This window comes from Bacillota bacterium, from assembly GCA_040757085.1.
Classification (GTDB): Bacteria; Bacillota; Sulfobacillia; order JACIYH01; family JACIYH01; genus JACIYH01.
In genome coordinates, this window is the sequence record JBFLXJ010000007.1 from 1 (window position 1) to 25,900 (window position 25,900).

Here is a 25,900-nt window from a genome sequence, read left to right on the forward strand (position 1 = left end):
CCATTCTCGCCGCAGTTTCTGCCGCGCACCACTCGCCATCACGGACCCTCCCCGAATTGATGAACTTCGGGGAGATTATCCTTCAGCGCCGAGCAGCACACCAGGTGGGTACAGTTTGACGCTTACGAAGTGGCCAGCACCAGGTGCGCCACCCCCATCGCCCCGGCCAGCCGCCGGGCCCGTTCTACTTCCTCCTGGGGGTGGATGGGGGAACTGGCAGTGACCGCCAGCACCCGCTCCCCCAGCACCTCCCTGGCCTCGTACAGGAGAAACGTGCTGTCCACCCCGCCCGAAAACGCCAGAACAGCACCCGGTAAACGACCGAGAATCTCCCTGAGACGCCTACGCCTTTCCGTCGACATTGGTTTAACCGCATTACAGCGATCGACTTGCTGTCAGACCTGCCACACCAAGGACCAGACATGGCATGTGGTAACATCTGATCGGTGTCAGGAAGCAAGCCAACCGCTGTCATTCTTGGCAGCCTGAGCCGATTGGTCTTGCACTTCCGAGTCTCTGCCTGATCATGCCCACGGCCATCCCGAGCATAAAGCACGCTGCACCTTCGATGGAGACACCGGCAAAATCTTCAAATGGGACGGACACCACAACGCCCGTTCCGCCGGAGTCCCGAACCGTTGCAGTCACACAACCACCCTTTGCCGCTTCGATGACCCGGAACTCGACGCCTTCAACAGCTAGCTCAAATACCGGGCTTAGCTGATCAAGTTCTCTTCCGAGTCTACGGACCCAGTAGCTCATGTTCACGCAAATCCCCCCGGAACGGCTCGGCTATACGCCCCTTTTGGGGACTTAGGTCCTGCATCGGACCAACCAGCGGACACAGGGTAGAGGACTGCTCGTCGAACGCCAGCAGCAAACTCCGGGCTACAATGACGGTCTTCTAACCAGCGACGATACTGGTGATCTCTTTGACTAGCGATTCAAACTCCTCCTCCGTGAGAACCCGATGCAACCTAATCGACGCGTTCTTGACCGCCAGCAAAAGCTCCTGCAACTTGTCTTCGCTCAAGTGCGACATACCCATTCTCTCAACCCAAAGGCGAACCGAGTCGATTCCGCTGTTCTTCCCAAGAACAACGGAGGGTGCTTTGTGCCCAACGAGGTCCCAGTGGAACGGCAGCAACTCAAGAGGCAACTCCTGGCCGCAGTTCCGGTACCAAGTGGAGATAATCCCTGATTCGATGGAGTAAAGCATGTCTCCGACTATTGGACGATTCGAAGGGAAAGATTGGCCCGACGTTTCCCTAACGAGCCTAGACAACTCGTATACCTTGCGGAAATCAACACCAACATTGACGCCATACATTGTCAACAGCGTCAACACGACCTCCTCGAACGGGGCATTACCGGCCCGCTCCCCCAACCCACTCACTGTGGTGTGAGCCACCTCTACCCCATTCGCGAGCGCAAGAACCGTGTTTGCCGTCGCAAGTCCGAAGTCGTTATGGAAATGAGCCTCGAGGGGTTTGTCGACCCGTCTTCTCACACTCCTTACGAAATATGGAACGGCGTGAGGTGAAAGTACTCCGAAGGTGTCGACCAAGCCAAGCGCGTCCATATGCCCATGAGTAGCGACCTGGTTAATCAACTCCAAAAACCAGTTCAGTTCGGCCCGCGTACCGTCGATCGGGAAGAAAACGACGTACAAACCACATTCCTTGGCGTACGAAGTTGCCTCCACGGCAAGGTCGATAGCCTTGTTCAACGGCCATTTATAGGCATTGCGGATGATATGCTCGCTGGCGGGAATCTCCACCACTACTCCCGAAACGCCACAATCTACTGCCTTGTCCACGTCTTCCTTCATGCAACGACAGAATGCAAACACTTTACACCTCGTCCCGATTCGCTTTGTTATTTCCGCTACTGCTTCCGCATCCTCCCTTGACACGGCCGGCATTCCGGCTTCGATGCGATGCACCCCCGCTTCCGCGAGCTTTTCGGCTATCCGCACCTTTTCATCCTTTGTGAAGACTACACCTGCTTGCTGCTCGCCGTCCCGGAGGGTTACATCGTGGATAAGGATCTTTTCAGAGAACGATGCGCCCCCCACTGCCTCAGGTTCATAGTTCCAGGGGCTTACAAACCAGTGGTCGGTCTTCCACGGAGCCTGCATCTCAGCTTTCCTCCCTTTATCCTCGAGTAAGTCAGTTGCTCCACAAAACAGACTCTCCTGCCCCAACGGCACGCACTACAGATGTCCGCAACCATGAGAAGGGCGAACTAAAACCCGTGCTTTGAGACGCCGCTCATATCTCATGCCCAACCTCGAATCCCTCCCGCACTGCATCCTTTATCTTCCTCGGCTCGCGAGCATCGCCGATTACAAATACGGAGCCCACCCGACCAACTGCACCCTCGTCCGTAAGGGCAAGCCGGCGCGAACGAGACCCAGTCGCTAAAACAACTGTATCCCCCGCATACCGTTGAAGACCGGCCGCGGTTCGAGTCTCGACGAAGCCGGTTCCAACCGACACAACTTGCTGACCTACGACCACCGAAACCCCCCTCTCCTTAAGCTCGCGCAGAAGATGAGCTCGCGTGAATGCTTCCACGTCCCGACCCACCTCGGGCAGCATTTCTATGACCATCACCTCCTTACCACGCATGGCAAGGTAATGGGCTGTCTCAAGGCCGACGTACCCTCCCCCCACAACAATCACTTTATGACCCGTGAGCTTACCGCCGAGCACCTCCCAAGCGGTGCACGTGGTACCGGACTCGACTCCGGGAATTGGCGGAATCAATGGCTCGGCGCCGGTTGCCACGACAAGGACATCGGGCGAATGCTCCCGCACGATCTCAGCGGTTGCCTCAACCCCGAGTACGATGCGTACCCCCGCCGCGGTAACCGAACACACAAGATACTCAAGGTATTGCGCAATGTCCTGTTTGCCGGGGGGGACCTTGGCCAACAACAACTGCCCCCCTAGTTGATGTGACCTCTCCAACAATGTGACCGTATGCCCCCGTTCGGCGGCAACCCTCGCGCATTCTAAACCCGCCGGCCCTCCGCCGATGACCAGGACCCTCTTGGCTTGAGCCGCACGGGCCGGGGGCCTGGGGTACAGATGCTCCCGGCCAACCCGTGGATTCACCGTACATCCGATGGTTTGCTCCGACCTCAAAGCTGCATGGCATTCATTGCACGAAAGACATGGCCTACCTCGTCTTTGGGAGTCGTCTGCTGCGAAGCTGGGCCAGTCAGGTTCTGCGATCAAGGCTCTGCCGAGTGCAATAAGGTCAGCCTTGCCATCCTGTAGTGCATTCTCGGCGATCTCCCGCCTGTTCAGCCGCCCCACAGCGATCACGGGCGCACCTGAAGCAGCCTTGACCATCCCCGCTAGGTCGACCAAGTGCCCCCTAGGCAAGAGGTACGGTGCGATGGCAGTACCTATAGACGCCGGGAAATCCCGGCTTCCTGCTCCCGCGCTTACGTGAAGGATGTCCACGCCTTCCCGAACCAACTCACGGGCAAAGTAGCACGCCTCTGTGCTCGAAAGCCCTCCTGGGAGAAATTCATCCGCACTTAAGCGATATATTATTGGGTACTCGGAACCAACGGCCCGCCGTACCTCCCGCACTACTTCAAGAGGAAATCTCATCCGGTTCTCCAGAGTACCACCGTACTCGTCGGCTCGCTTGTTAAAAAAGGGGGAAAGGAAGCTCGCTAGCAGGTACCCGTGAGCCCCGTGGATTTCCACAGCATCAAACCCAGCCTTTCGCGCCCTAGCCGCCGCCGCCCCGAACTGCTCCGCGATTAACCGAATTTCCCGCCTTCTTAGCTCCCGCGGTATCTCATACTCGCCAAGAGCTACCGAAGAGGGGCCAACCGTGGGTACGCCTGTGATCCTGCTGCTGGTCTGCCGCCCAGCGTGACTCAGTTGAATTGCGGCCCTGGCCCCGCGAGCCTTGATAGCATCGGCAACGGCAGACAGGCCCTCGATTCTCCCGTCATGTTCCACACCCAACTGGCGTGTCCGGTGCCTGCCTGAATCGGCCACGAAAGCTGCTTCAACAATTACCAGTGCGCAGCCACCCACCGCACGCTCTGCGTAGTACGCCAGGGTGGCCTCAGTAGGTGCTCCATCGCCGGTACCGAGATTCGTGCCCATCGGTGCCATGACGATCCGATTCTTGAGGGCGAGCTTGGGGTGTTCAAACGGCTTGAACAAGACTGACATCGACCGCACGCTCCTCTCCCGCTATACGCATACTGTTACTACTCGCTGTCAGTGGGAACAATAACCACCTTGCCCTCTGTCCCACTACGCGCAGCGCTCAGAGCCTCCGAAGCGTGAACTAACGGCACCTTTCTCGTGACTAGTTCCGCAAACGGATAGATCCCTTGACCGAGAAACTCAAGCACACGCCAGACATCGTACGCCTCAAGGGACCAAGAACCGAATATCCGAGCCTCCCGATGAGTCAGCATCCGATACGGGTTGAAGCTAACCTCCCCCACGTCAGCACCATAGCCCACCTCTACCACGATCCCCCCGCGGCGAATCAGCAACAAACAAGTCGGGAATGCCCTTGGGTTTCCCGTACAGGAGAAGACCACATCGGCGCCATGACCATCGCTCATGTCTTTAACAGTCTGCGTGACGGAAGCAGCATCGACCGTAAACCGACAGAACCGTTTGGCCACCCGAAGCCGCCCCTCCGCAACGTCAGCTACCACCACCGTCGCCCCTCTTTCCTGAGCTATGGCCGCGCAGTAAAGTCCTACGGGTCCCGCACCCAGCACAACCACCAGATCACCAGGAAGGAGGGCAACTTTCCTGTGGGCATGCATGGCTGTCCCGCCAGCACAGCCAGCGCTTACAGCGGCCTCAAAAGTAACTGCGTTCGGTATGTGGAACACCGTACTACCAGGCAAGACGTACAAATACTCGGCATAACCGCCCCGAAAATGCGGCGGCTCCGAACACACGAACGGAGCAATACCGTAGATCAAACGGTTATCGCAAAGATTGGGCTCTTTTCTAAGGCAAGCTCGGCAGTGTCCGCAGAAAACGCTTAGGAACACCAATACCCGGTCACCGGGTGCGAAAGAGTCGCCGAACGGATCACGACAGAGGGGATCAGCCTCCACAACCCACCCTACGATTTCATGGCCCGGAATCATCGGATACCGGGAATCTGGCCGCTTGCCCTCAAGAATGTGTAAGTCGGTACCGCAAACACCCGCCATAGCTACTTTGATTACCATACCCCCCGGTTCGCAGGGAGCCAAAGGGTATTCACGGATCTCCAATCCGCGTCCTGGTCCGGGCAAAACTGCTGCCGCGCCACGCCCCATCGAAAACCCTCCCCGATGCACTTCGTTTGGTGCAGCATCTGATGCCGCTTACCGAAACAGTGTCGAATTCATGCACCTCACCGGGCGCCGGACGGTACATTGAAACCCCATGCGACGCAACACATCCTGCTCCAGGTCCACTCCCGGAGCCACCTCAGTCACTACCCACCCACCAGGAGTCAGCTCGAGAACAGCCCGCTCTGTCACCACGACAACCTGTTGGCCTTGCCTCAATGCACGTTCACCAGAAAAAGTAACCTGTTGCACTTGCGGTACGAACTTGCGGATCCGACCCTCTGACAAGATTTTCAGCGACCCATCGTTAATACCGACCGACAAGCCAGCAGCCGTAAAGGTGCCGCAGAATACCACCTTGCGTGCGTGCTGGGATATATCAATGAACCCCCCTGCACCCGCAAGGTGGTCATCGAACCTACTGGCGTTGACGTTGCCCTTAGCGTCACATTCTGCAAAACTCAAGAAAGCAATGTCTAGCCCTCCGCCATGAAAGAGGTCAAACTGGTAAGGTTGATCAATGATGGCTTCGGGATTTGCTGCGCACCCAAATAACACCCCTGGCAAAGGCATGCCTCCAACGATCCCCTGTTCAATCACAAACACCACGTCCTCAAAGAGGCCTGCCTCCAAGGCAGCTTGAACCACAAAGGCGGACGTCCCGTAGCCCACGTTCGCGACCATTCCGGGAGCGAGCTCGCGAACTGCCCGCCTGGCGATCACCGCTTTCACATCACCAGAGGGAAGTGCACCCTGAACCCTCGCCAACCTAAACTGTCCACTAAGCGCTCCATCGAATTCCGATCGGTAACTTTGCCACTGCTGCTCATCTACCACCACGTAGTCCACCAATGTGCGAGGAATTTTGACGAGCTTTGGGTCGAGTGTCCCCCACTTGACGACCCTTTTTACTTGTGCGATGACTATCCCCCCGCAAGCCCTTGCAGCTTGGCACGCCGATATCCCTTCAAAGGTGGCACACTCATGTTCATAAGAAATGTTGCCGTACTCGTCTGCCATGCTGCCCCGGACGAGCGCAACATGCACGGGCACAGCACGGTAGAACAAATACTCTTCTCCCTCGATGCAAATCAGAGTGACGAGGTCATCCTTCGTGACGTCGTTGAGCTTTCCGCCCCCAAACCTTGGATCCACAAATGTCCCCAGGCCAACTTTGGTAACGAGCCCCGGCCCTCTGCGGGCGATTTCCCTCAGAAGTTGAGCCAACACGCCCTGGGGGAAGTTGTATGCTTCCACCTCATTGCCTAAGATCATCTTGGCGACTGCGGGAAGCAGCCCAAAATGACCGCCTATGAACCTCTTCACCAATCCCCTGTGAGCTAAATGGTTTATGGAACGGTCAATCCCGTCACCCAAACCGTTAGGATGGTATATCGTCAAATCTTTCGGGGACCCTGTCCGCAAGTACCTTTCCTCCAGAGCCAACACAAGCCGTTCGGCATCCGCGAATCCGCCACTTCCTCCTTCCACGACGACAGTATCCCCGTCCCGTATCTTGGCTACCGCGTCCTCCGCACTGACGAACCTAGCCCTGCATCCCATCTCCACCGCCTCCGTCGAAGCGCATCATATGAGGCGCAAATAGCTCTGCCCCACGGCGGCAACCACTCCATCCTGCCGCGTGACGCTAGCATCCAGAACTATCTCGCGCTTCTCCTCGTTCTTGTTGCTGACCTTGACCGTTGCTGTGACCGTGTCTCCAATCCGCACGGGTGCGACAAAGCGAATATCGTACCGAAAAGACACACAACCGGGAGGCGGAATTCTTTCGGCGAGAAGCCTCGTGGCAGAAGAAACATAAGCCACCAGCAAAGCCCCATGTGCGATCCTAGTCCCGTACCGCGTACCCTTCATGTATTCCTCGTTTATGTGGTTCGGGTGAAAATCGCCGCTTATTCCTGCGAACAAGTACACGTCCACTTCTCCGACCGTCTTTGAAAACGACGCAGTTTCACCTATCGGAAGAACATCCATCCTGGGATCAGTCACAGTGTTTCCCCCCTACGGCCAGCCTTTTAGTGCCCACCATACGCAGTGCTGGACCAACGTCCGGCATCGTGATGATGGAACGGACCCCGATACTGTGCACCCGATGTTCGTCCATATATCTATCCGGTCATCCATCCGCTCGCTCTCAGCGCTTTGAATGCTGACTCTTCCGCATACCAGTCAAGCGGCGGACAACCCGGAACCACATGTATTTTCGTTCGGCCTACCAACTTGGAACCAGGTGCATCACTAAGCTGCCGCCTGAGAAGGTATGCCATCCCTGCCCTCAACCCGCAGTTTCCCACCAACCATATCTCGTCCGCATCAAGTGCGCCCGCAAGGGGAATCGGCTCCCTGCCAATTATGACCGCATACGTCTTGTCCACCTCCACTCGAGGAGGAACGACCTTTATGCGCGGCCGGCACCCAGGACAAATCCCGCCGGCATGCACTCTAACGTTCGGGTTCGGATTCACGAACTCCAGCACAGGCCGTTTGAATACCGAAGCGACCGCCGAAAGCTCTTCACCCACGATGCGTATCTGGTCCAAGTGGGCCACGCCCAAACCATCTTTTTCTGCCACCTGCGTTGCCACTGACGCACGCGGGTCATAGCCCATGAGGGCAGCCCCGACCGCATCGGCGGCCACAACATCATCGCTGGCTATCACGAGGTTTACCCTCTTCGGCGTGCCTGCGTGTGGCCCGTAGCCCTCCATGGCTACCATGCCGTCAATTATGGTGAGTCCCGGTCGGACTACCCTCGCAATATCGGCAAGTACATAGCCTAAGTCGATCTCCCTGTGAAAGCGCTTTCGCTGCTCGAACGGAATGCAGCCCAGCAAGTTCTTTATCCCAAGGGTTACCTCCTGCATGAAGCTAGTCTTCATTTTGGGTACGCTTACCACCACGTCTGCCTCTACAACCACCCGCGGCAAGCTCAGGAAGGGGAACACATGAGCATCTGGGACTGGCACTTCCACGCGAGGCTCCTCATCGAAGTACACAGCACGGACTCCCAGGTCTCGAACCACCTCGGCTAACCCAGTAACGCGAAAGGCATCACGGGCCCTGGCTCCCCAAGCAGGTGCATCGCCGACCCAAATTTCCTGAGCTCCCTCCTCCTTCACCCATTCCAGCACCGCTGCAACCACCAGGGGATCGGTTGTCTCAGGTCTGACGCTCGGAGGTACCGGTAGAGCCAGATTCGGCTTGACCAACACTTTCTTGCCCCGTACGTCGAGAGAAACCCCGGCTCCTCTGAGCAACGCGACAACTTTCAGCACCGCCCGCCGCGGAGACGAATCCTGGACTATGGCGACCGTACTCGTGGCATTCACTGTCCCATCCACCCTCCCTCAGACTAGTCCGGCACTCTCAATAACCTGGGGAACTAAATGTTCCCAACCCATCGCCATTATGTGCGCCCCCTGGCATACCTGGCGCAAATCCCTGATCAGCTGCGCAGCCACGGAAACAGCAGCTCTTTGTGCGTCCTCCCCTCCTTCAAACCGCGCCAGCAAGTCTCCGGGCACTTTTACCCCCGGAAGCCTGCTCAACATGCTCTGGAGGAAGGTTACCGACTTGATTAAAACGACCCCGGCAATTACAGGAACATCGATGTTCCGGATAGCTGCCTCAAGTTGACGCACGTCGAACACAGGCTGCGTCTGAAAGAATTGGCATCCTGCCGCGACCTTTGCACGCGCCTTCGCAACCTGTAGCTCGATCGGAGCCAAATGAGGGTTAAAAGCGGCGCCCAAGCAAAACGACGGGCTCCCCCGCAAAGGCCGACCGCCCAGGTCCGTCCTCCCTTCCAACCGCTTCGCCGTCCACAGCAGGGAAACCGAGTCCAGGTCAAAGACGGCACTCGACGCAGGGTGGTCTCCCGTTACCGGGTGATCACCGGTAAGACAGAGGACATTCCGAACACCAAGCACATACGCACCCAGCAGGTCGGACTGCAACGCGATCCGGTTCCGGTCCCGGCATGTGACCTGCAGAATCGGCTTGATGCCCGCATCCAGCAACAGATGGGCAGCAGCCAAGGAGCTCAGGGCCATGTTCGCGCCTTGCTGGTCTGTGACATTTACGAAGTCCACCACACCCTTGAGGTACTCAACTCGGCCCAAGAACCTGTCAACCGACGTTCCCTTGGGCGGTGTCAACTCGACCGTGATAATGAACCCGCGCTTCGCGATAGCCTCGATGACAGTGCTGCTCATCGTTTCCATCCCACCACGCTCTCAAGTATTTCGGTCAGGGCACCCCGTACGTCATCTGGTGGCAAAGACTTGCGATGATCACGTATCCGGCACGTCCGCTCCAAACCAAGCGAGCGTCCACTTGCGAGCATCCGCTCCCAAATTTCTACCCAAGCGCACCGACGATCAGGGAACACCTCACAAGTTCCATCGCGAGAGCCCCCACAGGGGCCATTGAGCAAGCCCTTGGCGCATCGTGAGATTGGGCAAACCCCACAGGTCAAGTGAACCTGGCAGTCGCCGCACTCCCTGCACATCTCAGGTCCCCACGGCTGCCCAACCCGCCCACCAAGGCTCACCGTGTCGCACGATGCAATAACGACCTTGTGCGAGACAAGCGCCGAAACACTCTGAACCCCTACACCACAGGCGCCAACAAGCACGCACTCCGCACTGGCCAGGTCACCGGCTTTCCGCGACAACCAAAGCCCGGTGAGGCTCTTCTCGCAAGCAAAATCGACAACCAATTCCCCCACCACTGCCTTACCCCACTCACCCAATAACTTCCTCATCCTGAGGATTCCAGCCGTGCCACCATTCCCAAATGCCTCAGCACACCCCGAACACCCGACCAAGAACACTTGCTCCATACCGGTAAGTAACTCACGGAGGACTTCCGGTTTCTTAGCCACGGTAACGATCAAGTGCACAACCCCCTTCTCGCCCGTCCCTAATCGGCCCCTGAAGGCCGATTCGCCAACCAAACCCCCAGAGATGCCTAACTAGTTCCCCATGAAAAAGTCTGGGGTGCTGAATGGCAGAAACCCGTGATTCCGTAAGGCTTCCGGCCCATAAAAGGAGGGATCCTCGCCTGCAGGATAGAATGGTTGAGTTGGCAACGCAAACCACCCATCCAGAGGGGGAACCCCATGTCCTGGTTCGACAGGACGAAGCGTTCCTCCTGCGAGGTGGCACCCGGATGCTGCGCGAGACCCAGCCCCAGATCACCCTGTGGGATGCGGCACTGCCCCCGGAGTTGACCCAACTCAGCCCCGAACTTGGCAGGGTGGACAAGATCCTCGACGACGACCGCTTTCTGGCTCCCTACCGCCGGCGGTTCAGTAAGAGAATCGGCCGCCCCACCATCCCCTTGGACACCTTCCTCCGCCTCATGTACCTCAAGTTCCGCTACGGCCTGGGATACGAGACCCTGGTGCGCGAGATCTCCGACAGCGTCATGTGGCGGCGGTTCTGCCGCATCCCCCTGAACCAGTTGCCTCCTCACCCCACCACCCTGATCAAGCTGGTGAAGAGGTGCGGGCCGGAGACGCTCAGGGAACTCAACGAGTTGCTCGTCCAGAAGGGCCGGGAAGAGAAGCTGATTCGGGGCAGGAAACTGAGGGTGGATACCACCGTCGTGCAGGCCAACATCCGCTACCCAACCGACGCCGGCCTGCTCGCGGACGGGATCAGGCTGGTCACCAGGGCGGTCAAGAGGATCCAGGCTTCCGGAGTGGCCGCAACCGTCAGATTCCGCAACTCCACGCGCGCGGCCAAGAAGAGGCTGCTTGAGATCGCGAAGGTGTTGCGCTGCAGGACGGGTGATGCCCGTGCTGAGGTGGACCGGGTCACGGCCAAGATGGTGGTCATTGGGCGCCGGGTGGCCCGCCAGGCTGGGAAGGTTCTCTCGCAAGCCAAGGCTGAACTGTCCCGGGGCGGGGTTCAATGCGCGGTGGGGGTAGAGCGTCTGGTGCACCGGCTCGAGCGCGGTGTCGCCCTCTTGGGACGGGCTGTGGCTCAAGCAAAGCAGGTCGTGGCAGGCAACCGCCACATCGCCGATCGGCTGGTCAGCGTGTTCGATCCGGATGCCAGGCCGATCAGGCGGGGCAGGCTCAAGGAGCCCACCGAGTTCGGTTACAAGGTGGCATTGCAGGAAGTGGAAAACGGCATCGTTTCGGGGTACGAAGTCGCTCAGGGGAATCCACCGGATGAGAAGTTGCTGCCTGCTGCGGTCAAGCGCCATGAGGGGCAGTTCGGGAGGCCGCCCAAGGAACTTGCCGCCGACCGGGGCTTCTCCAACCGGCGCCAGGAAAGGGAACTTCAAGGGCGAGGGATCGAGCACGTGTGCATCCCCTACAGAGGCAACAAGAGTGCTGCCCGCAAGGTGTTTGAGCGACAGGCATGGTTCAGGCGCCTGGCGAGGTGGCGGGCAGGGTGCGAGGGCAGGATCAGCCTTCTGAAGCGGAAGTTCGGGCTGGATCGCTGCAGGTCCCGGGGTCGTGCGGGGGCGGAAACCTGGGTGGGTTGGGCAATCCTGGCCCACAACCTGAGCAAGATGGCAGCTCTCACGTGAGACAGGGTGGTTCAGGGGCAGACAGCCTCCTCTCGCCAGGGAGGTTGGGATTGGGTGGCGCCCCGCGGGGGGCGTTTTTCAGGGGGAACTAGCTACCACCCCCAAGATAGGCCTTCCATACTGCGTCCTGCGAGCGCAACTCGGTCGGTGTACCCTCCAACTTGACACCCCCCTCAGCCATCACATAAACCCGATCTACGATCCCCAAAAGCAGCGACGCGTTCTGGTCTGCGACCAACAGGGTCATTCCTGTACCCCTTAAAACCCTGAGGGCTCCGATGATCTCTCGTATCACGACGGGAGCCAAACCCAGCGACGGTTCGTCGAGGAGGAGAACCCTGGGGTCAGTCACAAGCCCGCGGGCCACCGCAAGCATTTGTTGCTGCCCACCGCTGAGGCTCCCCGCCCTCGTGCTCCACCTCTCGCGCAACACCGGAAACAGCCCAGTTACGTATTCCAACCGCTCACGACGTTGTCGAAGAGAGAACTTTCGCGAATCCAGAGCAACCAGGAGATTATCGCCTACCGTCATATCGGCGAAAATCATACGGCCCTCTGGAACATGGCAGATGCCAAGACCTACTACATCCCAAGGCTTGAGCTTATTGAGCACGCGACCTTCGTACCGAATGACCCCACCCAAGATCCTTGTGAGCCGCGAAACCGACCGCAACAGCGTGCTCTTGCCCGCCCCGTTCGGCCCCACGATCCCCACATACTCTCCGGCACGCACAGAGAGGGAAACCTCTTGCAAGACCCTTGCCGACCCGTAACCAGCAGTGAGGTTTTGCACCTCAAGCACTAGCATTCGCCCCCCAGATAGCACTCAATAACGACCGGGTTGCTTTGTACCTCCGAAGGAGTACCGTCTGCAATTACCCGACCCCGGTCAAGAACCACAACGCGCTCCGCCAGCTGCATCACAAATCCGATTCGGTGCTCCACGATGCACACACGCACGCCCTCTTTGGCAACTTGCTCTACAACTCTACCAAGCTCTGATGCTTCTTTCGGCGACAAGCCACCCGCGGGCTCATCGAGGAAAAGAAGCTGCGGGCCCCGGGCGATAGCAGTCGCCACCTCGAGCACCTTCAACTGCCAGTACGCCAGGCCCACCCGGTCAACTGCAGCCGAGCTCCTCAAAGCGGCCCCCAGCCCCGCGCTCTCAAGAAGCTCAAGTGCTAGATCGCGCCACCAACTCGCTTGCCGACCGCCCGCCTGCGCACCAAAGGACACAAGCAGAGAGTTCGCTATGTCGACATGCCCGCGTACAGACACCCCTGACAAGAAACGCGGTATCTGGAAGGTCCGAACGATACCCCGGCGTGCCACTGCATGGGGCGGCCACCCGGATATGGCTTGTCCCCTCCAACGCACCGTCCCGGCCGTAGGCTCAAGGAACCCGGTCACAACGTTGATCAGTGTCGTTTTTCCCGCCCCGTTCGGCCCAATCAGGGCCGTGATCCTCTCCTCACCGAGGCGAATAGACACACGATTGAGAGCATTCACCCCACCGAAGTTCTTGCTCAGCTCAACTAACTCGAGCAACGCTCGTGCCCTCCCTACGGCGTTCGACAAGGCCCATTACGCCCCTCGGCATAACAAGGATTACCACCACCAGGATTAAACCGTAAGTGACAAGGCGCAACTGCGGCCCCATGCGCAGGACCTGAGGAACCCAGGTCAACAACAACGACCCTAACAATGGACCGACAACGGTACCTCTGCCTCCGATGAGAACCATCATAAGGACCTCTATGGTGCCGCTTACGCCGAACTGCTCCGGTGTCAAGCACGACATAAATGGCGCGTACAAGCACCCGCCGAGAGCCGCCAAAGTACTCCCTACAACAAATGCAGTTAACTTGGCCACCTTGCTGTGAACACCCAGTGCCTCGGCCAAGTCCTCATCCCCACGGACAGCGATCCAAGCCTTGCCCAAGGTTGTCTTTGTGATTACGATCCAGACCACGAGCGTAACGCAAAGGAAAACCGTGAGCACGGTATAGTACCATGCCTCGGGGCTGCTGATTTCAAAGCCCAGTATTCTCGGCCGCTGAAGAACCAGCAAACCCTGGGTCCCCCCTGTCAACCTTTCCAAGTTAGTAAGCAGTAAAACCACGCTCTCCCCGACCGCCAATGTGCTGATGCCGAAGAAGTGACCCCTTAGCGCGAGGCCCGGGTAACCAACCGCTGCTGCGAGGAAACTCACGGTCGTCATACCTGCCAACAACGCCCAAACGTACGGCCACCCCCCTTTCGTCACCAAAAGGCTGCATGTATAAGCCCCAAGGCCCGCAAACGCCATGTGCCCAAACGAAAACTGGCCGGCATAACCAAATAGGACGTTGTATCCTGTGGCTATGATAGCGTATATCAGGGCAAGGCTTAGTACGGTCAGCGTGTACTCGCTTGCTACCAAAGGCAAGATGAACCCGAGTAACACGGACACTCCGATCACCAACAGCCGGGTTTGTGACTTCACTCAAACTACACCTCCGTCTTAGCGCCCGGCTTTTGAAGCCACCAGGAGGCCTGCGTACAGGAGGGCGTAGGCGAACAAATCCTGCCACTGAGCGGCCGTCAGTGCAGTTCCCACACTCTCGACAAGACCTATTGCTAAGCCAGCAACAAATGTGGAGGTAATATTACCCAAGCCCCTGTAAGCTCCACCCAAAAGAACCGCCGCAAACCCCTTCAACACGTATCGTGCGCCCAGGTACGGAGTCAGAACAAATAGAACACCCAGCCCTACTCCAGCCAATGCGGCCAACATGCCACTGAAAACATAACTCGCTGCCTCGACTCTGTCCGCATTGACACCTACAAATTTAGCTCCGTCTATGTTGCACGCCGCAGCACGGATTTGGCGTCCTATCCGGGTGCGCCCCAGAATCCACAACGCCGCCGCCAAGCTGACCACCGATAGGCCGATAAAGAGACAGCGGAGGACCGGAATCGAAGCGCCAAATACCCTCAACGAGCCCAGCGAAGGCACGTGAATCTCTCGGGCCGCCCCTGTCACCGCCAACTCCAAACCATTCTGGATGACGAGCGATAGGCCAGACGAGATAATGAACCCGTTAACAAGGTCTCGCTGCGTGAAATGAAAGGTTCCGCGGGCAACCAAGGCCATCAGCAAGCCTGTGCAGACTATCCCAACGGGCGCAGCAAATGGCAAGGGGAGGTGCAACGTTCCCAGCAGCATCCAGACCAGATAGCCGCCAAGCACCATGAATTCACCCTGAGCGAGGTTAAGGATGCCCCAGAGACCAAACGTTACTGCCAACCCAATCCCCACTAACCCATAGAAAGACCCCAGCGCTAAGCCATTCAGTACAGCTTGCAACAACGCGGCCACGCCCTCGCACCCCCACCGGTCATCAGTCTTCCCCGCGCCTACCGGGGGGAGAGCAGGTACCGAACGTCCTAAAACTACTCCTTCACCTGCTCCCCCCACCTGTGCCACAAGATCTCTATACTATCCCGAGTCCATAGGCCGCGCCCCCTGCTCAGGATAAGGGACGCAACAAGGAGGCGTGCCCTCACGGCCAGGACAGGCTGCGCCGATCACCAATACTTTCCTCCCTTACGGCGTTACGTGCTCTCTCTCAATCTGACCGTCATGTACGTCGTACATGAAGTAGTCGACCAAGATTTGTCCTTTACCGTCAAACGAGATGGTCCATATTTTCCCCTCGTATCGCATTCCGTGCAATGCGGCCGCCAACTTGGGAACGTCCTCGACTGTTCCGGTTTTCTTCATTGCCTCTACGATGGCATAAAGCGGTTCATATACCGCCGCAGCCCGAGGAATCATGGCATAGTCAGGCTCCCTACCGAACAGGTGCTTATAATCTGTAATGAACTCCTGGACGCCCGGGAGAGAACGGGTTTGCGGATCCAAGAAGTTCTTTTCCTCTACTCCGATGAAATGTCCCGAGGCAATATCGTCCTTCCGCTCAAGGGCAACCTTGGGCGTTATTCTGTTCGTCGCGAAGTTCCGGAATCCCAGTTCCAAAGCCTGCTTCAACATGGGCCTGACATCCTCGTCGGTGTTACCCATGAACAAAAGATCCGGCTTGAGCGCGGCTATCTTGCTCAGCTGGGGATAGAAGTCAGTTGTTCCGGTGGGATAGTACTCTTCAGCCACGACCTCTAGACCCCGTGCGCGGCAAGCCTCTGAGTATATGGGCACGAGCATCTTCCCTAGTGCGTTGTTCTGGTCTAGAAACGCCACCTTCTTGACGCCCGGAATTTTTCTGAGCACATAGTCAACAAGCTTGTTCGCTGTACCGTTTGGTCCGAAATCTGCATTGTAGCAGTTGAACGAATACTCGTAACCAGGCTGCCCCAACATTTTTTGATGCGCCGTTGCCGCCGTAAAATGTAACACCTGCCGCCCACGGATGAGATCAAGCACAGGCAAGGTACACGGGGTCGTTTGCGTAGCAAACAGTATCTTTACCTTGTCAACATCGAGGAGACGTTTAACGAATGCTACGCTTTCGTCTGGTTTTGAACGATTGTCGTATATGAGCAGCTTGAGCTTATATTTCGTCCCGCTTACGTCGAAGCCTCCGGCCTTCTCTATCTGGTATGCTGCTACCTGCATCGCTTCCACTCTCGGAAGTCCCCAGACAGCCTGAGGACCCGTCTGTTCTATTACTACTCCTACAGGTACCTCCCTCAGGGAACTCCCTTGCTTGCCGCCGCACCCAGCAAGGAACACGGCAGCAGTTATGAGCAGGACAATCCACCCGCACGTTAACCTGCGCATCACGATTCCTCCCTCCTTGGTTGCGCACGCTTTCTCCTCCGCCCCTCTCCACAGGTTTTACCCGAAATCGGAATCCCACCTCCCTCGGATGGACCCTGCACCTCCACACGAGCACTTGTCAGGGCATCACGGATGGCGTCCACGTGTGCAGCCATCAGTTTCGAACTCTGCTTTGCATCTCGAGCCTCTAAAGCATCGACAATCAGCCTGTGATCAGACAAGGCCCGTTCTCGCACCCCAGGAAGCGTGACAGTCAATTCTCTACTGGCGCGCAGCAAACTCCCTATGCTCTCCATGATAGCCATGAGCACGGGGTTGCGGCTCGCTTGAGCAATGACGGAGTGTATGCGCAGGTCTGCCTCAAGGAAGCGACGCGGGTCATCGAGAGCCTCCGCCGCTTGGCTAATGCACTTACGCAATGCCGCAAGCTCGTCCTGCGTGATGCGTTGGGCAGCGAACTCGGCCACGGCTGCTTCCAGAACCCTGCGAGCCTCAAATAAGTGCTCGATAGTCATGACACCGAGAGACAGAAACATGCGGTAAGGCTCTATGAGGGATCCTGGCTGGAGTGAAGTCACGTATGTACCGTCACCATGACGTACCTCAAGAATATTCATCATCTGCAGAGCCCTCAAAGCTTCGCGAACCGCTGGCCGACCAACACCCAATTCAGAAGCCAACTCGCGTTCAGGAGGCAGGCGGTCACCGGCCTTCAGACGGCCGGTAGATATCATGGACACAATCTGACGGGCTACTTTTACCGCGAGGATGTCCCGCTCGATGGGCGAGAACGGAATACGGGTCAACGTATACCACACCCTTGCGTTCCAACTGACCAGCTGGGCATGCCACTTAACTGGCCTTACCACCATACCTTATTCTACGCGCACTCCGCAAATCCTTCTCGGCGGCGGGACCACTCCACAGGTCCTCAGGGATTAGTCGCAAGTGGCGGAAGTGTTGAGGGCTGAGTGCGTTGGGGCGCTTGGGTCTTTCCTACAGCTGAGTTTCAACCCCATGGCTACGGCAAGGGTAGACCCAGGTGGGCAAAGATCATGCGATGAAGCGGGCTAGCAACGTTGAACTGGTAGCGGCCAATCACCATAGTGTTTCCTTGGATCATTTCCAGCTGCCGCCTCAGCAACTCCTTTTCGTCTTCCCCAAAGACGTTGCCTGAGGAGTTCGCGGCGGCCAGGGCTCCGCCGAGAAACGCTACCTGCCTTGGTGCGTCAAGGTCATGCGTCGCACAAGAAGCATATCTCGACCGGACTGCGGGTCCGACGGCCACGGCAGCGCAACGCCTGCGCCTTTCTGCAGAAACTCGATCAGCAGATCACTCGCGGTCAGCCAGCCAGTCCTCCCGAGATATTCCGGGTCTCAACGGGATCCGCTGCAGGTCTGCCCTCACCATGAAGGGATGCCTGCCACCCCAACTGCGCACCCTACCCACTAGGAGCCGGCACCAAAAGGGCGTGAAATGATGCTTTTCTACCCTGAGGAAATCTCTGGATGCCGACCCGCTGGATGAGGATCGGCCCGGCGAGCTGGGCGGGACTCACGGAGGGGCGGCCGATGCCTGCATAAAGGTGGGCGAACTCCTCTTCCCTGAGGTTTCCCTGTTCCCAGGCCCAGGCGCGGAAGCGGGCCCAGAAGGACTTCTTGGGGATGCGGTCCATCCAGCCCCAGGTGTTTTCCACGTGCCAGTTGGTGTTGGCCCGGCCCAGCATCGGCACCACCGACCTTGCTCCAAATTGTTGCTACGAATGGATTTTAGAAGCCTAAACCTGGACCTGTGTTGCGGGACACGACAAGCACCTACTTGCAGGCAGGGCCAGGGAACCCCTGGCCAGAAGCTCATCCACAGCTCCCTCCCCCTCCCGCAAGCACCCGGCCCGCGCCTCCCCGGCTAAGGCTTACGCCCGGGACGAGGCCAATTGCTCCACCCCGGAGCAAAACAAAGGTTTTCACCGATTACTTAAAGATTAGCACGTTTCCTGCATAGGGTGTACCTCCCCCGTCGGGACCGTGTCAAGGGATGCTCCCCCAGCCCCCCCAGCAGCCCGTAAGCCCAGGGCAGCAAAGCATCCCTCCGTGGTACCGGAGCCGGTGGACCACATGTCCCTCCCTGGTGATAGTCTCAATGCCCCAGAAGCGTTCCACGCGGCCATGAGTCACATCCCTGTATAAGTAAGGCCTGCTCCTGAGCAAGCGGGGACGGCGATAGGGGCGTTCCGGCGTAACCGGCTGCAGGGCTAAGCGCAGAAACTCGTACAGTTCGGCCGCGTCGACTTCGGTCGGGAGAATGCCCCCGGCGTAACCCATGGCCCAGATAGGGGACGAATCGTAGTAGACTATCCCCTGACCCACAAAATGTCGGAAGCCGAAGTAGATGTCCCGGTACAGCAGTGCTCCCTCCCGGCATTCCAGTCGCCGCGCACCGGGTAGCAGCGGCGAAACGCTGGCCTCACCCCCCTGGGACGCGTATGTTTGTCGTTCACGAATAGCATTCGGTGTCAAACGGACGTTTCTCTCCGAACCTTTGCCGAGAAGCTAACCCTGCCCCCAAATGCGCATGCACCTTCCGCACGCTCCAGCAAATGCCCAAGTAATGCCGTGGGCCCCGTGCACACTATGTGGCGAGGAGGTGAGGAGCGTGCCCAAATTCATGAATCAGCCCAAGGTGCTCCCAGAGTCCGTACTTGATACCTTCAAGTACGAACTGGCGGATGAACTGGGCATCACGCCTAAGATCCGCGACGGGTACTGGGGTGATGTTCCCGCGCGCGAATGCGGCAGGGTAGGCGGCAAGATTGGTGGCAACATCGTGAAAGTTATGATCCGTCACGCCGAGCAAGCGTTGGAACAAAACCAGGGCCAGGGTCGCTCCACCTTCTAACCGGAGGTACGGTCGGGGGGCAAGCCTCCGTGGGGCGAGGGTGTCGCTCCTCGCCCCTTCTCACCCAAGCTCCCCCCTTTGCATAAGGGTTCCTCTCTACGGTCCCATGTGACCCCTGACCCTGAGCCCCCACTCGTCAAACCGGGCCAGCAGGGGCAAGTTCAGAGGAGGTGTTCTCCGGTGGCCAAAAATACCACGTCGCAAAACATAGACCTGCTTCGGCAGAGCCTGGGTCCCATCCCCTCCCCCGGCAGTGCCCAGACGCCGGCGGGATATCTCACCCAGGCCGTCACCACCATACAAAACATCCTCCGTCAGGAGCAGTTCACCTCGGAGCAGGAGTTGCAAAGCAGCCTGACCCAGTCCTCCACCAAGGTATCTCAATCCCAGCGTCTGGACCAGATGCTGACCCTGATCAATCAACTGGTACAGACGGCCCAGGAGGGAGCCGACGCCGTACGCCAGAACCTGCCCCACTTCCAGCAAACCCTGCAGGAATTGAAGACGCAGATCGCCGAAGAGGAAACTCAGATCGGCACCCAGGTATCCCAGGCCCTCCAGCAGGCGGTGTCGAGCCTGGCGCAGGCCCACGCTGCCATGATACAGGGCCAGTCATTCCGCGACCTCAACCGCTTGGTGGCGGAGGCCGAACACCTGGTGGCCCAGATCCAGAAACCCACCGACGTGGTTTCCTGATGCGTCCCTCGTTCCCTCTCGCCCCCGTCCTCGATGAGCCTTCAGCTGTGCCTTCGCCTGATACCGGCCGCTACTTCACTCCACGGGAGCCCACCACCCCCCGGGCCGTCCTCCCCAGGAGAGCCGGGTCACCCCGGAACGGGGCCGGTCGACCGGACTAACAGTGACTGAGGTGCCTTATGCCTTGCCGCAGGGCCTGTTTCCAGAGTTCGATGTGCTCAAGCTGGACCGGGCCCGGCGGCACCTGGGTCATCCAGTTCTTGATCTCCCGGGCGACGATGACGATGGCGTCCCTGTAAAGCTCCTTGCGGTCCCACCGGTCGGCGAGGCCCTCGAGCAGTTCGATCCCCTCCCCGGGCGGGTGGGAAAAGAGCAGGAACAGGGCGGGGTCGTAGGACGGGGGACGCAGGGACGCGTATTCCCAGTCCACCAGCCAGTAGCTGCCGTCCCGATCGGCCAGGATGTTGGCCGGTAACAGGTCCCCGTGGCTCAGGACGACTTCGGGCGCCGGGGTCCAGGAGCGCGAGGCGAGCTCGAGGAAGGAGACCGTATCGGAGTCCAGTTGGGGGGCGATCACCGGAAGATACCTCTTCAGCTTAGTGCCGCGCTCATATTCCATGGGGAGGTCCTGGGGCGGTACCGCCCCCTGAAGGCGCAGCACCTCCTCCAGGATGCCGTCCGCCCGAGCGCCCGTATGAAGGCGGAAAGCGTTGCGTTTCTCCGCCAGGGGCACCGCCTCCAGACGGTCAAGAACGAGGATCACCACTTCGTCCGAAACATGGCGGCCCCGCAGGGCGGGCACCCGCACGGGCAAGCAGGGATGCCCCTGCAAGAAACGCAGTTCGTGGCGTATTGCGTTGAGACCGTATCGGTCAGCATCGGTACGGGCCTTGACGAACCACTGGCCCGAAGGAATCGCCAGCCGAGCAGTGCGCGCCAGCAGATCGAGGAGCCGATCCACTTCCTCCCGGACGAGGAAGGGCTCGAGCGCCTGCCGGATTCCCGCAATACCCGGCCTCATTCGCGCTCCTCCTGGAGTTGGGAAGCGAAGAGGCGATAGAACTCGCCGCGTTGCCGCAGCAGGGCAGCGGGCGTGCCCGTTTCCACCACCCGATCGTCCCGGAGGACCACCACGTGATCGGCCACCTTTACCGTGCTCAAACGGTGGGAAAACAGGAGTATGGTACTGTGCTCGCGGGCCGCCACCAGGCCGCGGCAGACGCGTTCTTCGGTTTCACCGTCGAGGGCGGAAGTCGGCTCGTCGAGGATCACGAGGCGCGGGCGGGCGAAGAGTGCGCGCATGGGGGAAACGCACTGCTGCTGGCCGCCAGAAAGGCGTGAGCCCCTCTTGCCCACCTCGGTGCCGAGACCGTGGGGCAGCTCATCCCGCAGTGAAGCGTCCACGCTCAAAACCCTGACCACAGCCAGTGTACCATGCCGCTCCCTCGCGATCAACGCGCATTGCGCCGCTCTCACTTTGCGCCGCTCCCTCACCGGCAGGAGGACTTGCAACAGCTACGCACCCTCCACCACTGAGCTTCCGGAAAGCTGGGAGGCGCTTGCAGGAACATGCGTCCGCGTGGGAGAATTTAGCCGGGCTCCAGCCTCGTCTCCTGCGGAGAGTGGCCGGGGAGGTGCTTGCCGAGTGAAGATCCTTGTGCTAGGTGGCACCGGCACCATCAGTTCGTACCTGGTACCGCAGTTGCTGGAGCGTGGAGACAGGTTTACTCTCCTCAGTCGAGGCCACCGGAGGCAACCCTATCTTGGAGCTGTGGAGCATATCTCGGTCGACCGCTTCCGTGACGGGTTGAAGCCGCTGGCAGGCCGGGAGTTCGATGCAACGTGATGGTATACGCTGAGGGTGTGGCTCTAGCCCAGGTTGCCTGCCTGGGAAACCCAAATGCCGAACCAGGGACCTACCATAGGGGCGTGGTGAGTCACCGGTTCATGGAAAGCGGAGAAAGCCGAGGCTGATGGCAGCTTCCGTACAGCGGGGGCATGATGGAGCTGCCGACCTGCAGGACCGATGGGGCAGGTCGGCTGCAGACGGGATGCGGCAGGGCGGTGGTGAGATTGAGGGCGGAGAGGCCCGGGCAGGACATCCTGCTGTGCGATCTGGATGCTTTCTTCGCCTCCATTGAGCAGCGTGACCATCCCGAATTGCGGGGCAAACCCGTGATCGTCGGGGGTGATGCGTCAAGGCGGGGGGTGGTGGCCGCGTGCTCCTATGAGGCCCGCGCTTACGGAGTGCGGTCCGCCATGCCCATGCGCCAGGCCCTGGAGCTGTGTCCCCGGGCCATCGTCCTGCCGGTGCGCATGTCTCGATACCGCAAGGTATCCGACCGCGTCTTCTCCATCTTCGACCGGTTCACCCCCGATCTGGAACCGGTGTCCATCGACGAGGCATACCTGGCCGTCCCTGCAGGTAAGGGGGCGGAAGTCGCGCAGCAAATCCGCACCCTGGTGCGCAGGGAGCTCGACCTCCCCCTATCCGTTGGTGTCTCCTGCAACAAGCTGCTGGCCAAGATAGCCTGCCGGCTGGCCAAACCGGACGGCCTCCGCGAACTCTGGCCGGACCACGTGGCCGGGATCCTCTGGCCCCTGCCGGTGGGAATCCTGCCCGGGGTGGGTCCAAAAGCGGAAGAAAGGCTGCTGCGGGCGGGCATCCGGACCGTGGGAGATGTGGCGGCCGCCTCTCCCCAGCTCATGGAAACCCTCCTGGGGTCATTCGGCCACACCGTCTACCAGTATGCCCACGGCCGGGACGGGCGGCCGGTGATCACCCAGCATCAGGCCCGATCCCTGTCCGAGGAGATGACGTTCGCCACCGATGTGGGCGACCCCGAGCAGGTCCTTTCTGCCCTCATGGAGATGGCCGAGGAACTGGGCCATCGCCTGCGTACCGCCGGTCTCAGAGCGCGCACCATCGGGATCAAGCTGCGATTCCCCGATTTCCTGACCATCACCCGGGCCACCACGCTGCGGCAGGCCACGGATAGCGACAGCACCATCTACCGGGTGGCCAGCGAGCTTTTCTTGCGGCACCGGGGTAACCCGCCCTGGCGCCTGGTGGGGATCTCGGTTTCAAGCCTGGAAGAGTGGCAGCAGCTTTCTTTCCCCGGGCTCACGGGGGATGCCCCCGACGAGACCCCCGTGGACCGCACCCTGGATGCACTGCGCAGGCGTTTCGGCAAACCGGTGGTCTTCCGCGCCCGGCGGCTGCGACCGCAGGCACAGAGCCCGAAGCCCCCTGAAGGCGTCCCGCCCAGGTCAATGGCCAGCGGTCGGCCGGGGGCCTCCTCGGACGACGCCTCCCATGGGACCGGAGAGGAGTAGGAAATGGGAACAGTGGAACGAACGGCTGGTGGCCACTCGTTGGGGCTGAGCGTACCCGTCACCCCGCAGGCGCTTCGCCAGCGCGATCGTGCGGGCCGGTTATGTACCGGCCGGTGGCGGTGGCCAGTTCCTCTCCGTCCGCCCCGAGCAGGCGCGCGGAGACCTCCACCATCCGTCCTTTGCGGCGCCCGGCCCGCGCCTCCACGGTGAGGGGCCGGTGCAGGGGCACGGGCGCGCGGAACCGCACCTCCAGGCGGGCGGTATGACCCTCGCAGCCAATGGCGTGTACGGCATAGGCCATGGCCTCGTCCAGCAGGGTGCAGATCAGGCCGCCGTGGAGCATGCCCGGGTAGCCCTGGTGCTCGTCGCGGGGCAGGAACGAGGCGCTTGCCAGTCCGTCTTCGCAACTGAACCGCAGGGCCAGGCCGATGGGGTTTTCTCTGCCGCAGCCGAAGCACAGTGGATACTCACGGATGAGCAACCATTCACCCCCCGGCGACATGCCCGAGCAGAGCGGGCGGCTTAACCCGGAACCCGGACCCGGAACGTGAACCGGGAACCTGAATCGGAAACTAGATGGGGCGTCCCAACGCGATGCCCCGTTCGAGTTCTCCGGGGCATCCCGTTACTCCTCCCCGCCCGGGCGATGCAACCCTGTTGCCGGGGTCCGCGCTAGAGGGGGGATTTTGGCACGACGGTCAGTACTTGCCCACGTGCTTCACCATCCGGCAGGCCCACCGCAGCACCCGCCGCTGGGAAGCATCCAGGCGCACCCGCCGCCCGGAGCGGTGCCGCAGGGACACCAGGACCTGCGAAGAACGGCGGGTGCGTAGCCTCTCAAGGAGCACCTGCCACTGCCAGGGATACCGATCCCAGACCCGGTACCCGTAGGTCGCCCGGAGAAAACAGGGGAGGCGTTGGCGGATGATCCCGCCGAGGGAGGAATTGCTGCGTAGCCTGGGGGACCTGGTGCTGGGGCTGGAGCGCATCTTGACCTTCCTCCCCCGCCCACACGTGGCGCGCGATCCCGAATAGGCACCCCCGCCCCCGTCAGAGGGCAATGTGGGGTCAGGGGGCCCCCAGTTCGGCGAGTGTGACCAGACGCGCCCCTGCGCCGGTGAGCAGGCGAATGAGATGGTCGACGACGGCGGCGGTCTGGGGGCGGTCCGCATGGAGCATTACTATGTATCCCTCCCGGCAGCGGGAGGCGATGCGCCGGGCCAGTTCCTCAGGGGGAAGGGGCAGGTCGTCGGTGGCTCCCACGTTGTGCCAGAGTACAGTGGTGAGCCCCTGGCGGGCGGCAGCCGTGGCAACAGTGCGATCCATTGCGCCGCCGGGGGGCCGAAAGTACCCCGGTTCCTGTCCCGCGGCGGCAGCGATGGCAGCCTGGGCGGCAGAGATGTCCTTCTCCACGTCAGCGAGGGCCTGCCCCACCAGGACGTGGTGAGAATAGGAGTGGTTGCCCAACTGGTGGCCTTCCGTCACCATGCGACGGACCTGAGCCCGGGACGGGACCACTCTCTCCCCGATCAGGAAGAAAGTGGCCTTCGCCCCATGCCGGGCCAGCACGTCCAGGACGGAATCGGTGTTCCGGTGGGGCGCGTCGTTGAAGGTCAGGGCGACCCGGGCGCCCTGCAGCCCCAGCCGCGGCGGCGCGGCGGCGGCACCCGGCAGGAAGGTCTGCCAGGCGGGGCCTTCATCCTTGCCGCTCACCGTATCCTTCTCGGCCGCAGCCCGCTCGGCCTGGGGTTGGGTCGTGCGCTGTCCCGGGGACTCACGGGTGGTGTTTTGCCCCGAACCTGTCCTGGACTGCCCGGTAGTCCCGGCGGCCTTGACCTCCCGCACTATCAGCTTCTGCCCGGGCCGGATGAGATCCGCATCCCTGATGCGGTTCACCTGGCACAGCCATTTCACGGTGACCCCGTAGCGGGCGGCAATTGCAGCGAGAGTATCTCCCTTCCGTACCACATAGGTGGCGGCAGCCCGTCGTAGCGCAGCCAGCGTGGCCGGGCCCACCACTCCGTCCGCGACCAGACCGTGGTCCCTTTGAAAGCGTATGACGGCTTCCTCGGTTAGAGGGCCGCGGATGCCGTCGAGCGGTCCGCGGTAGTATCCGGTTTCCTTCAGCAGGGACTGGTACTCGCGTACCGGGACATCCGGACCTGCCCGAGCGGCTGGCACCACGGCCGTGACGAAAAATACGGTCAAAACCAAAACACACGAAAAGCGGATCATGGCTACCCCCAATCCGGGGGTAGCTTCCCCTTCCACCCACCACCTT

General features: G+C 60.1%; 27 protein-coding genes. 5 read left to right on the plus strand and 22 right to left on the minus strand.

What is annotated here, in order from left to right; translation table 11 throughout:
- Positions 1 to 122: 122 nt before the first annotated feature.
- The 10 genes from AB1446_02505 to AB1446_02550 all read right to left on the minus strand — a co-directional run bounded on the left by AB1446_02505 (position 123) and on the right by AB1446_02550 (position 10,208).
- Complete coding sequence (locus tag AB1446_02505; GenBank protein MEW6545777.1) at positions 123 to 362, minus strand: 7-cyano-7-deazaguanine synthase; 240 nt, start codon at positions 360 to 362, stop codon at positions 123 to 125.
- A 109-nt stretch (positions 363 to 471) separates the two neighbouring features.
- A complete protein-coding gene (locus AB1446_02510) occupies positions 472 to 768 on the minus strand; it encodes a hypothetical protein (protein MEW6545778.1) in 297 nt (98 codons plus the stop codon).
- A gap of 136 nt (positions 769 to 904) precedes the next feature.
- Positions 905 to 2,140 carry a pyruvate carboxyltransferase gene (locus AB1446_02515; protein MEW6545779.1) on the minus strand — a complete coding sequence of 412 codons (1,236 nt, stop codon included), beginning with the start codon at positions 2,138 to 2,140 and terminating at the stop codon, positions 905 to 907.
- 133 nt (positions 2,141 to 2,273) lie between these two features.
- Positions 2,274 to 4,208 (minus strand): FAD-dependent oxidoreductase, encoded by a 1,935-nt coding sequence (locus AB1446_02520; protein MEW6545780.1) that lies wholly within the window; start codon positions 4,206 to 4,208, stop codon positions 2,274 to 2,276.
- 38 nt (positions 4,209 to 4,246) lie between these two features.
- A complete protein-coding gene (locus AB1446_02525) occupies positions 4,247 to 5,329 on the minus strand; it encodes an alcohol dehydrogenase catalytic domain-containing protein (GenBank protein ID MEW6545781.1) in 1,083 nt (360 codons plus the stop codon).
- A gap of 48 nt (positions 5,330 to 5,377) precedes the next feature.
- Entirely contained in the window at positions 5,378 to 6,907 is a 1,530-nt protein-coding gene (locus AB1446_02530; GenBank protein MEW6545782.1) for a CoA-transferase, read from the minus strand.
- A 24-nt stretch (positions 6,908 to 6,931) separates the two neighbouring features.
- Positions 6,932 to 7,354: a MaoC family dehydratase gene (locus tag AB1446_02535; GenBank protein MEW6545783.1), complete on the minus strand. Its 423-nt coding sequence runs from the start codon at positions 7,352 to 7,354 to the stop codon at positions 6,932 to 6,934.
- 119 nt (positions 7,355 to 7,473) lie between these two features.
- Positions 7,474 to 8,694 carry a DUF362 domain-containing protein gene (locus AB1446_02540; protein ID MEW6545784.1) on the minus strand — a complete coding sequence of 407 codons (1,221 nt, stop codon included), beginning with the start codon at positions 8,692 to 8,694 and terminating at the stop codon, positions 7,474 to 7,476.
- Positions 8,695 to 8,712: 18 nt separating this feature from the next.
- Positions 8,713 to 9,579 carry a methylenetetrahydrofolate reductase gene (locus tag AB1446_02545; GenBank protein MEW6545785.1) on the minus strand — a complete coding sequence of 289 codons (867 nt, stop codon included), beginning with the start codon at positions 9,577 to 9,579 and terminating at the stop codon, positions 8,713 to 8,715.
- Positions 9,576 to 10,208: a methylenetetrahydrofolate reductase C-terminal domain-containing protein gene (locus tag AB1446_02550; GenBank protein MEW6545786.1), complete on the minus strand. Its 633-nt coding sequence runs from the start codon at positions 10,206 to 10,208 to the stop codon at positions 9,576 to 9,578. Before AB1446_02550 ends, AB1446_02545 begins: the two co-directional genes overlap by 4 nt.
- Before the next feature lie 329 nt (positions 10,209 to 10,537).
- Here AB1446_02550 and AB1446_02555 point away from each other — a divergent pair, with 329 nt between their 5' ends.
- Positions 10,538 to 11,911, plus strand: a complete 1,374-nt coding sequence (locus tag AB1446_02555) for an ISNCY family transposase (protein MEW6545787.1) — start codon at positions 10,538 to 10,540, stop codon at positions 11,909 to 11,911.
- Between the two features lie 88 nt (positions 11,912 to 11,999).
- Here the strand turns inward: AB1446_02555 and AB1446_02560 are convergent, their stop codons facing one another.
- The 8 genes from AB1446_02560 to AB1446_02595 form a co-directional block, all read right to left on the minus strand.
- Positions 12,000 to 12,713: an ABC transporter ATP-binding protein gene (locus AB1446_02560; GenBank protein MEW6545788.1), complete on the minus strand. Its 714-nt coding sequence runs from the start codon at positions 12,711 to 12,713 to the stop codon at positions 12,000 to 12,002.
- Positions 12,713 to 13,459: an ABC transporter ATP-binding protein gene (locus AB1446_02565; protein MEW6545789.1), complete on the minus strand. Its 747-nt coding sequence runs from the start codon at positions 13,457 to 13,459 to the stop codon at positions 12,713 to 12,715. The genes AB1446_02560 and AB1446_02565 overlap by 1 nt, the downstream gene beginning before the upstream one ends.
- Positions 13,443 to 14,396: a branched-chain amino acid ABC transporter permease gene (locus AB1446_02570; GenBank protein ID MEW6545790.1), complete on the minus strand. Its 954-nt coding sequence runs from the start codon at positions 14,394 to 14,396 to the stop codon at positions 13,443 to 13,445. The genes AB1446_02565 and AB1446_02570 overlap by 17 nt, the downstream gene beginning before the upstream one ends.
- Positions 14,397 to 14,414: 18 nt before the next feature.
- On the minus strand, positions 14,415 to 15,272 hold the full coding sequence (locus tag AB1446_02575; GenBank protein ID MEW6545791.1) for a branched-chain amino acid ABC transporter permease: 858 nt from the start codon (positions 15,270 to 15,272) through the stop codon (positions 14,415 to 14,417).
- Between the two features lie 228 nt (positions 15,273 to 15,500).
- On the minus strand, positions 15,501 to 16,691 hold the full coding sequence (locus AB1446_02580; GenBank protein MEW6545792.1) for an ABC transporter substrate-binding protein: 1,191 nt from the start codon (positions 16,689 to 16,691) through the stop codon (positions 15,501 to 15,503).
- Positions 16,691 to 17,497, minus strand: coding sequence for a FadR/GntR family transcriptional regulator (locus AB1446_02585; GenBank protein ID MEW6545793.1), 807 nt, complete (start codon positions 17,495 to 17,497; stop codon positions 16,691 to 16,693). The genes AB1446_02580 and AB1446_02585 overlap by 1 nt, the downstream gene beginning before the upstream one ends.
- A 636-nt stretch (positions 17,498 to 18,133) precedes the next feature.
- Positions 18,134 to 18,424: a hypothetical protein gene (locus AB1446_02590; protein ID MEW6545794.1), complete on the minus strand. Its 291-nt coding sequence runs from the start codon at positions 18,422 to 18,424 to the stop codon at positions 18,134 to 18,136.
- Positions 18,425 to 18,719: 295 nt separating this feature from the next.
- Positions 18,720 to 19,208 carry a DUF5680 domain-containing protein gene (locus tag AB1446_02595; GenBank protein MEW6545795.1) on the minus strand — a complete coding sequence of 163 codons (489 nt, stop codon included), beginning with the start codon at positions 19,206 to 19,208 and terminating at the stop codon, positions 18,720 to 18,722.
- A gap of 148 nt (positions 19,209 to 19,356) precedes the next feature.
- Between AB1446_02595 and AB1446_02600 the strand changes: the two genes are divergently transcribed.
- Together AB1446_02600 and AB1446_02605 are read left to right on the plus strand one after the other, a co-directional pair.
- Entirely contained in the window at positions 19,357 to 19,587 is a 231-nt protein-coding gene (locus tag AB1446_02600; GenBank protein ID MEW6545796.1) for an alpha/beta-type small acid-soluble spore protein, read from the plus strand.
- Between the two features lie 180 nt (positions 19,588 to 19,767).
- On the plus strand, positions 19,768 to 20,283 hold the full coding sequence (locus AB1446_02605; protein ID MEW6545797.1) for a hypothetical protein: 516 nt from the start codon (positions 19,768 to 19,770) through the stop codon (positions 20,281 to 20,283).
- A gap of 157 nt (positions 20,284 to 20,440) precedes the next feature.
- Here the strand turns inward: AB1446_02605 and AB1446_02610 are convergent, their stop codons facing one another.
- The gene (locus AB1446_02610; GenBank protein ID MEW6545798.1) at positions 20,441 to 21,304 is read right to left on the minus strand and encodes a phosphotransferase; all 864 of its coding nucleotides are present in this window, start codon (positions 21,302 to 21,304) and stop codon (positions 20,441 to 20,443) included.
- Positions 21,301 to 21,795, minus strand: a complete 495-nt coding sequence (locus AB1446_02615; protein MEW6545799.1) for an ABC transporter ATP-binding protein — start codon at positions 21,793 to 21,795, stop codon at positions 21,301 to 21,303. The genes AB1446_02610 and AB1446_02615 overlap by 4 nt, the downstream gene beginning before the upstream one ends.
- Positions 21,796 to 21,928: 133 nt before the next feature.
- Between AB1446_02615 and AB1446_02620 the strand changes: the two genes are divergently transcribed.
- Positions 21,929 to 22,129 carry an NAD-dependent epimerase/dehydratase family protein gene (locus AB1446_02620; protein ID MEW6545800.1) on the plus strand — a complete coding sequence of 67 codons (201 nt, stop codon included), beginning with the start codon at positions 21,929 to 21,931 and terminating at the stop codon, positions 22,127 to 22,129.
- Positions 22,130 to 22,356: 227 nt separating this feature from the next.
- Positions 22,357 to 23,619 carry a DNA polymerase IV gene (dinB, locus tag AB1446_02625; GenBank protein MEW6545801.1) on the plus strand — a complete coding sequence of 421 codons (1,263 nt, stop codon included), beginning with the start codon at positions 22,357 to 22,359 and terminating at the stop codon, positions 23,617 to 23,619.
- Positions 23,620 to 23,677: 58 nt separating this feature from the next.
- Here the strand turns inward: dinB and AB1446_02630 are convergent, their stop codons facing one another.
- Positions 23,678 to 24,100 (minus strand): PaaI family thioesterase, encoded by a 423-nt coding sequence (locus tag AB1446_02630; GenBank protein ID MEW6545802.1) that lies wholly within the window; start codon positions 24,098 to 24,100, stop codon positions 23,678 to 23,680.
- A 587-nt stretch (positions 24,101 to 24,687) separates the two neighbouring features.
- On the minus strand, positions 24,688 to 25,890 hold the full coding sequence (locus AB1446_02635; protein MEW6545803.1) for a polysaccharide deacetylase family protein: 1,203 nt from the start codon (positions 25,888 to 25,890) through the stop codon (positions 24,688 to 24,690).
- Positions 25,891 to 25,900 lie beyond the last annotated feature (10 nt).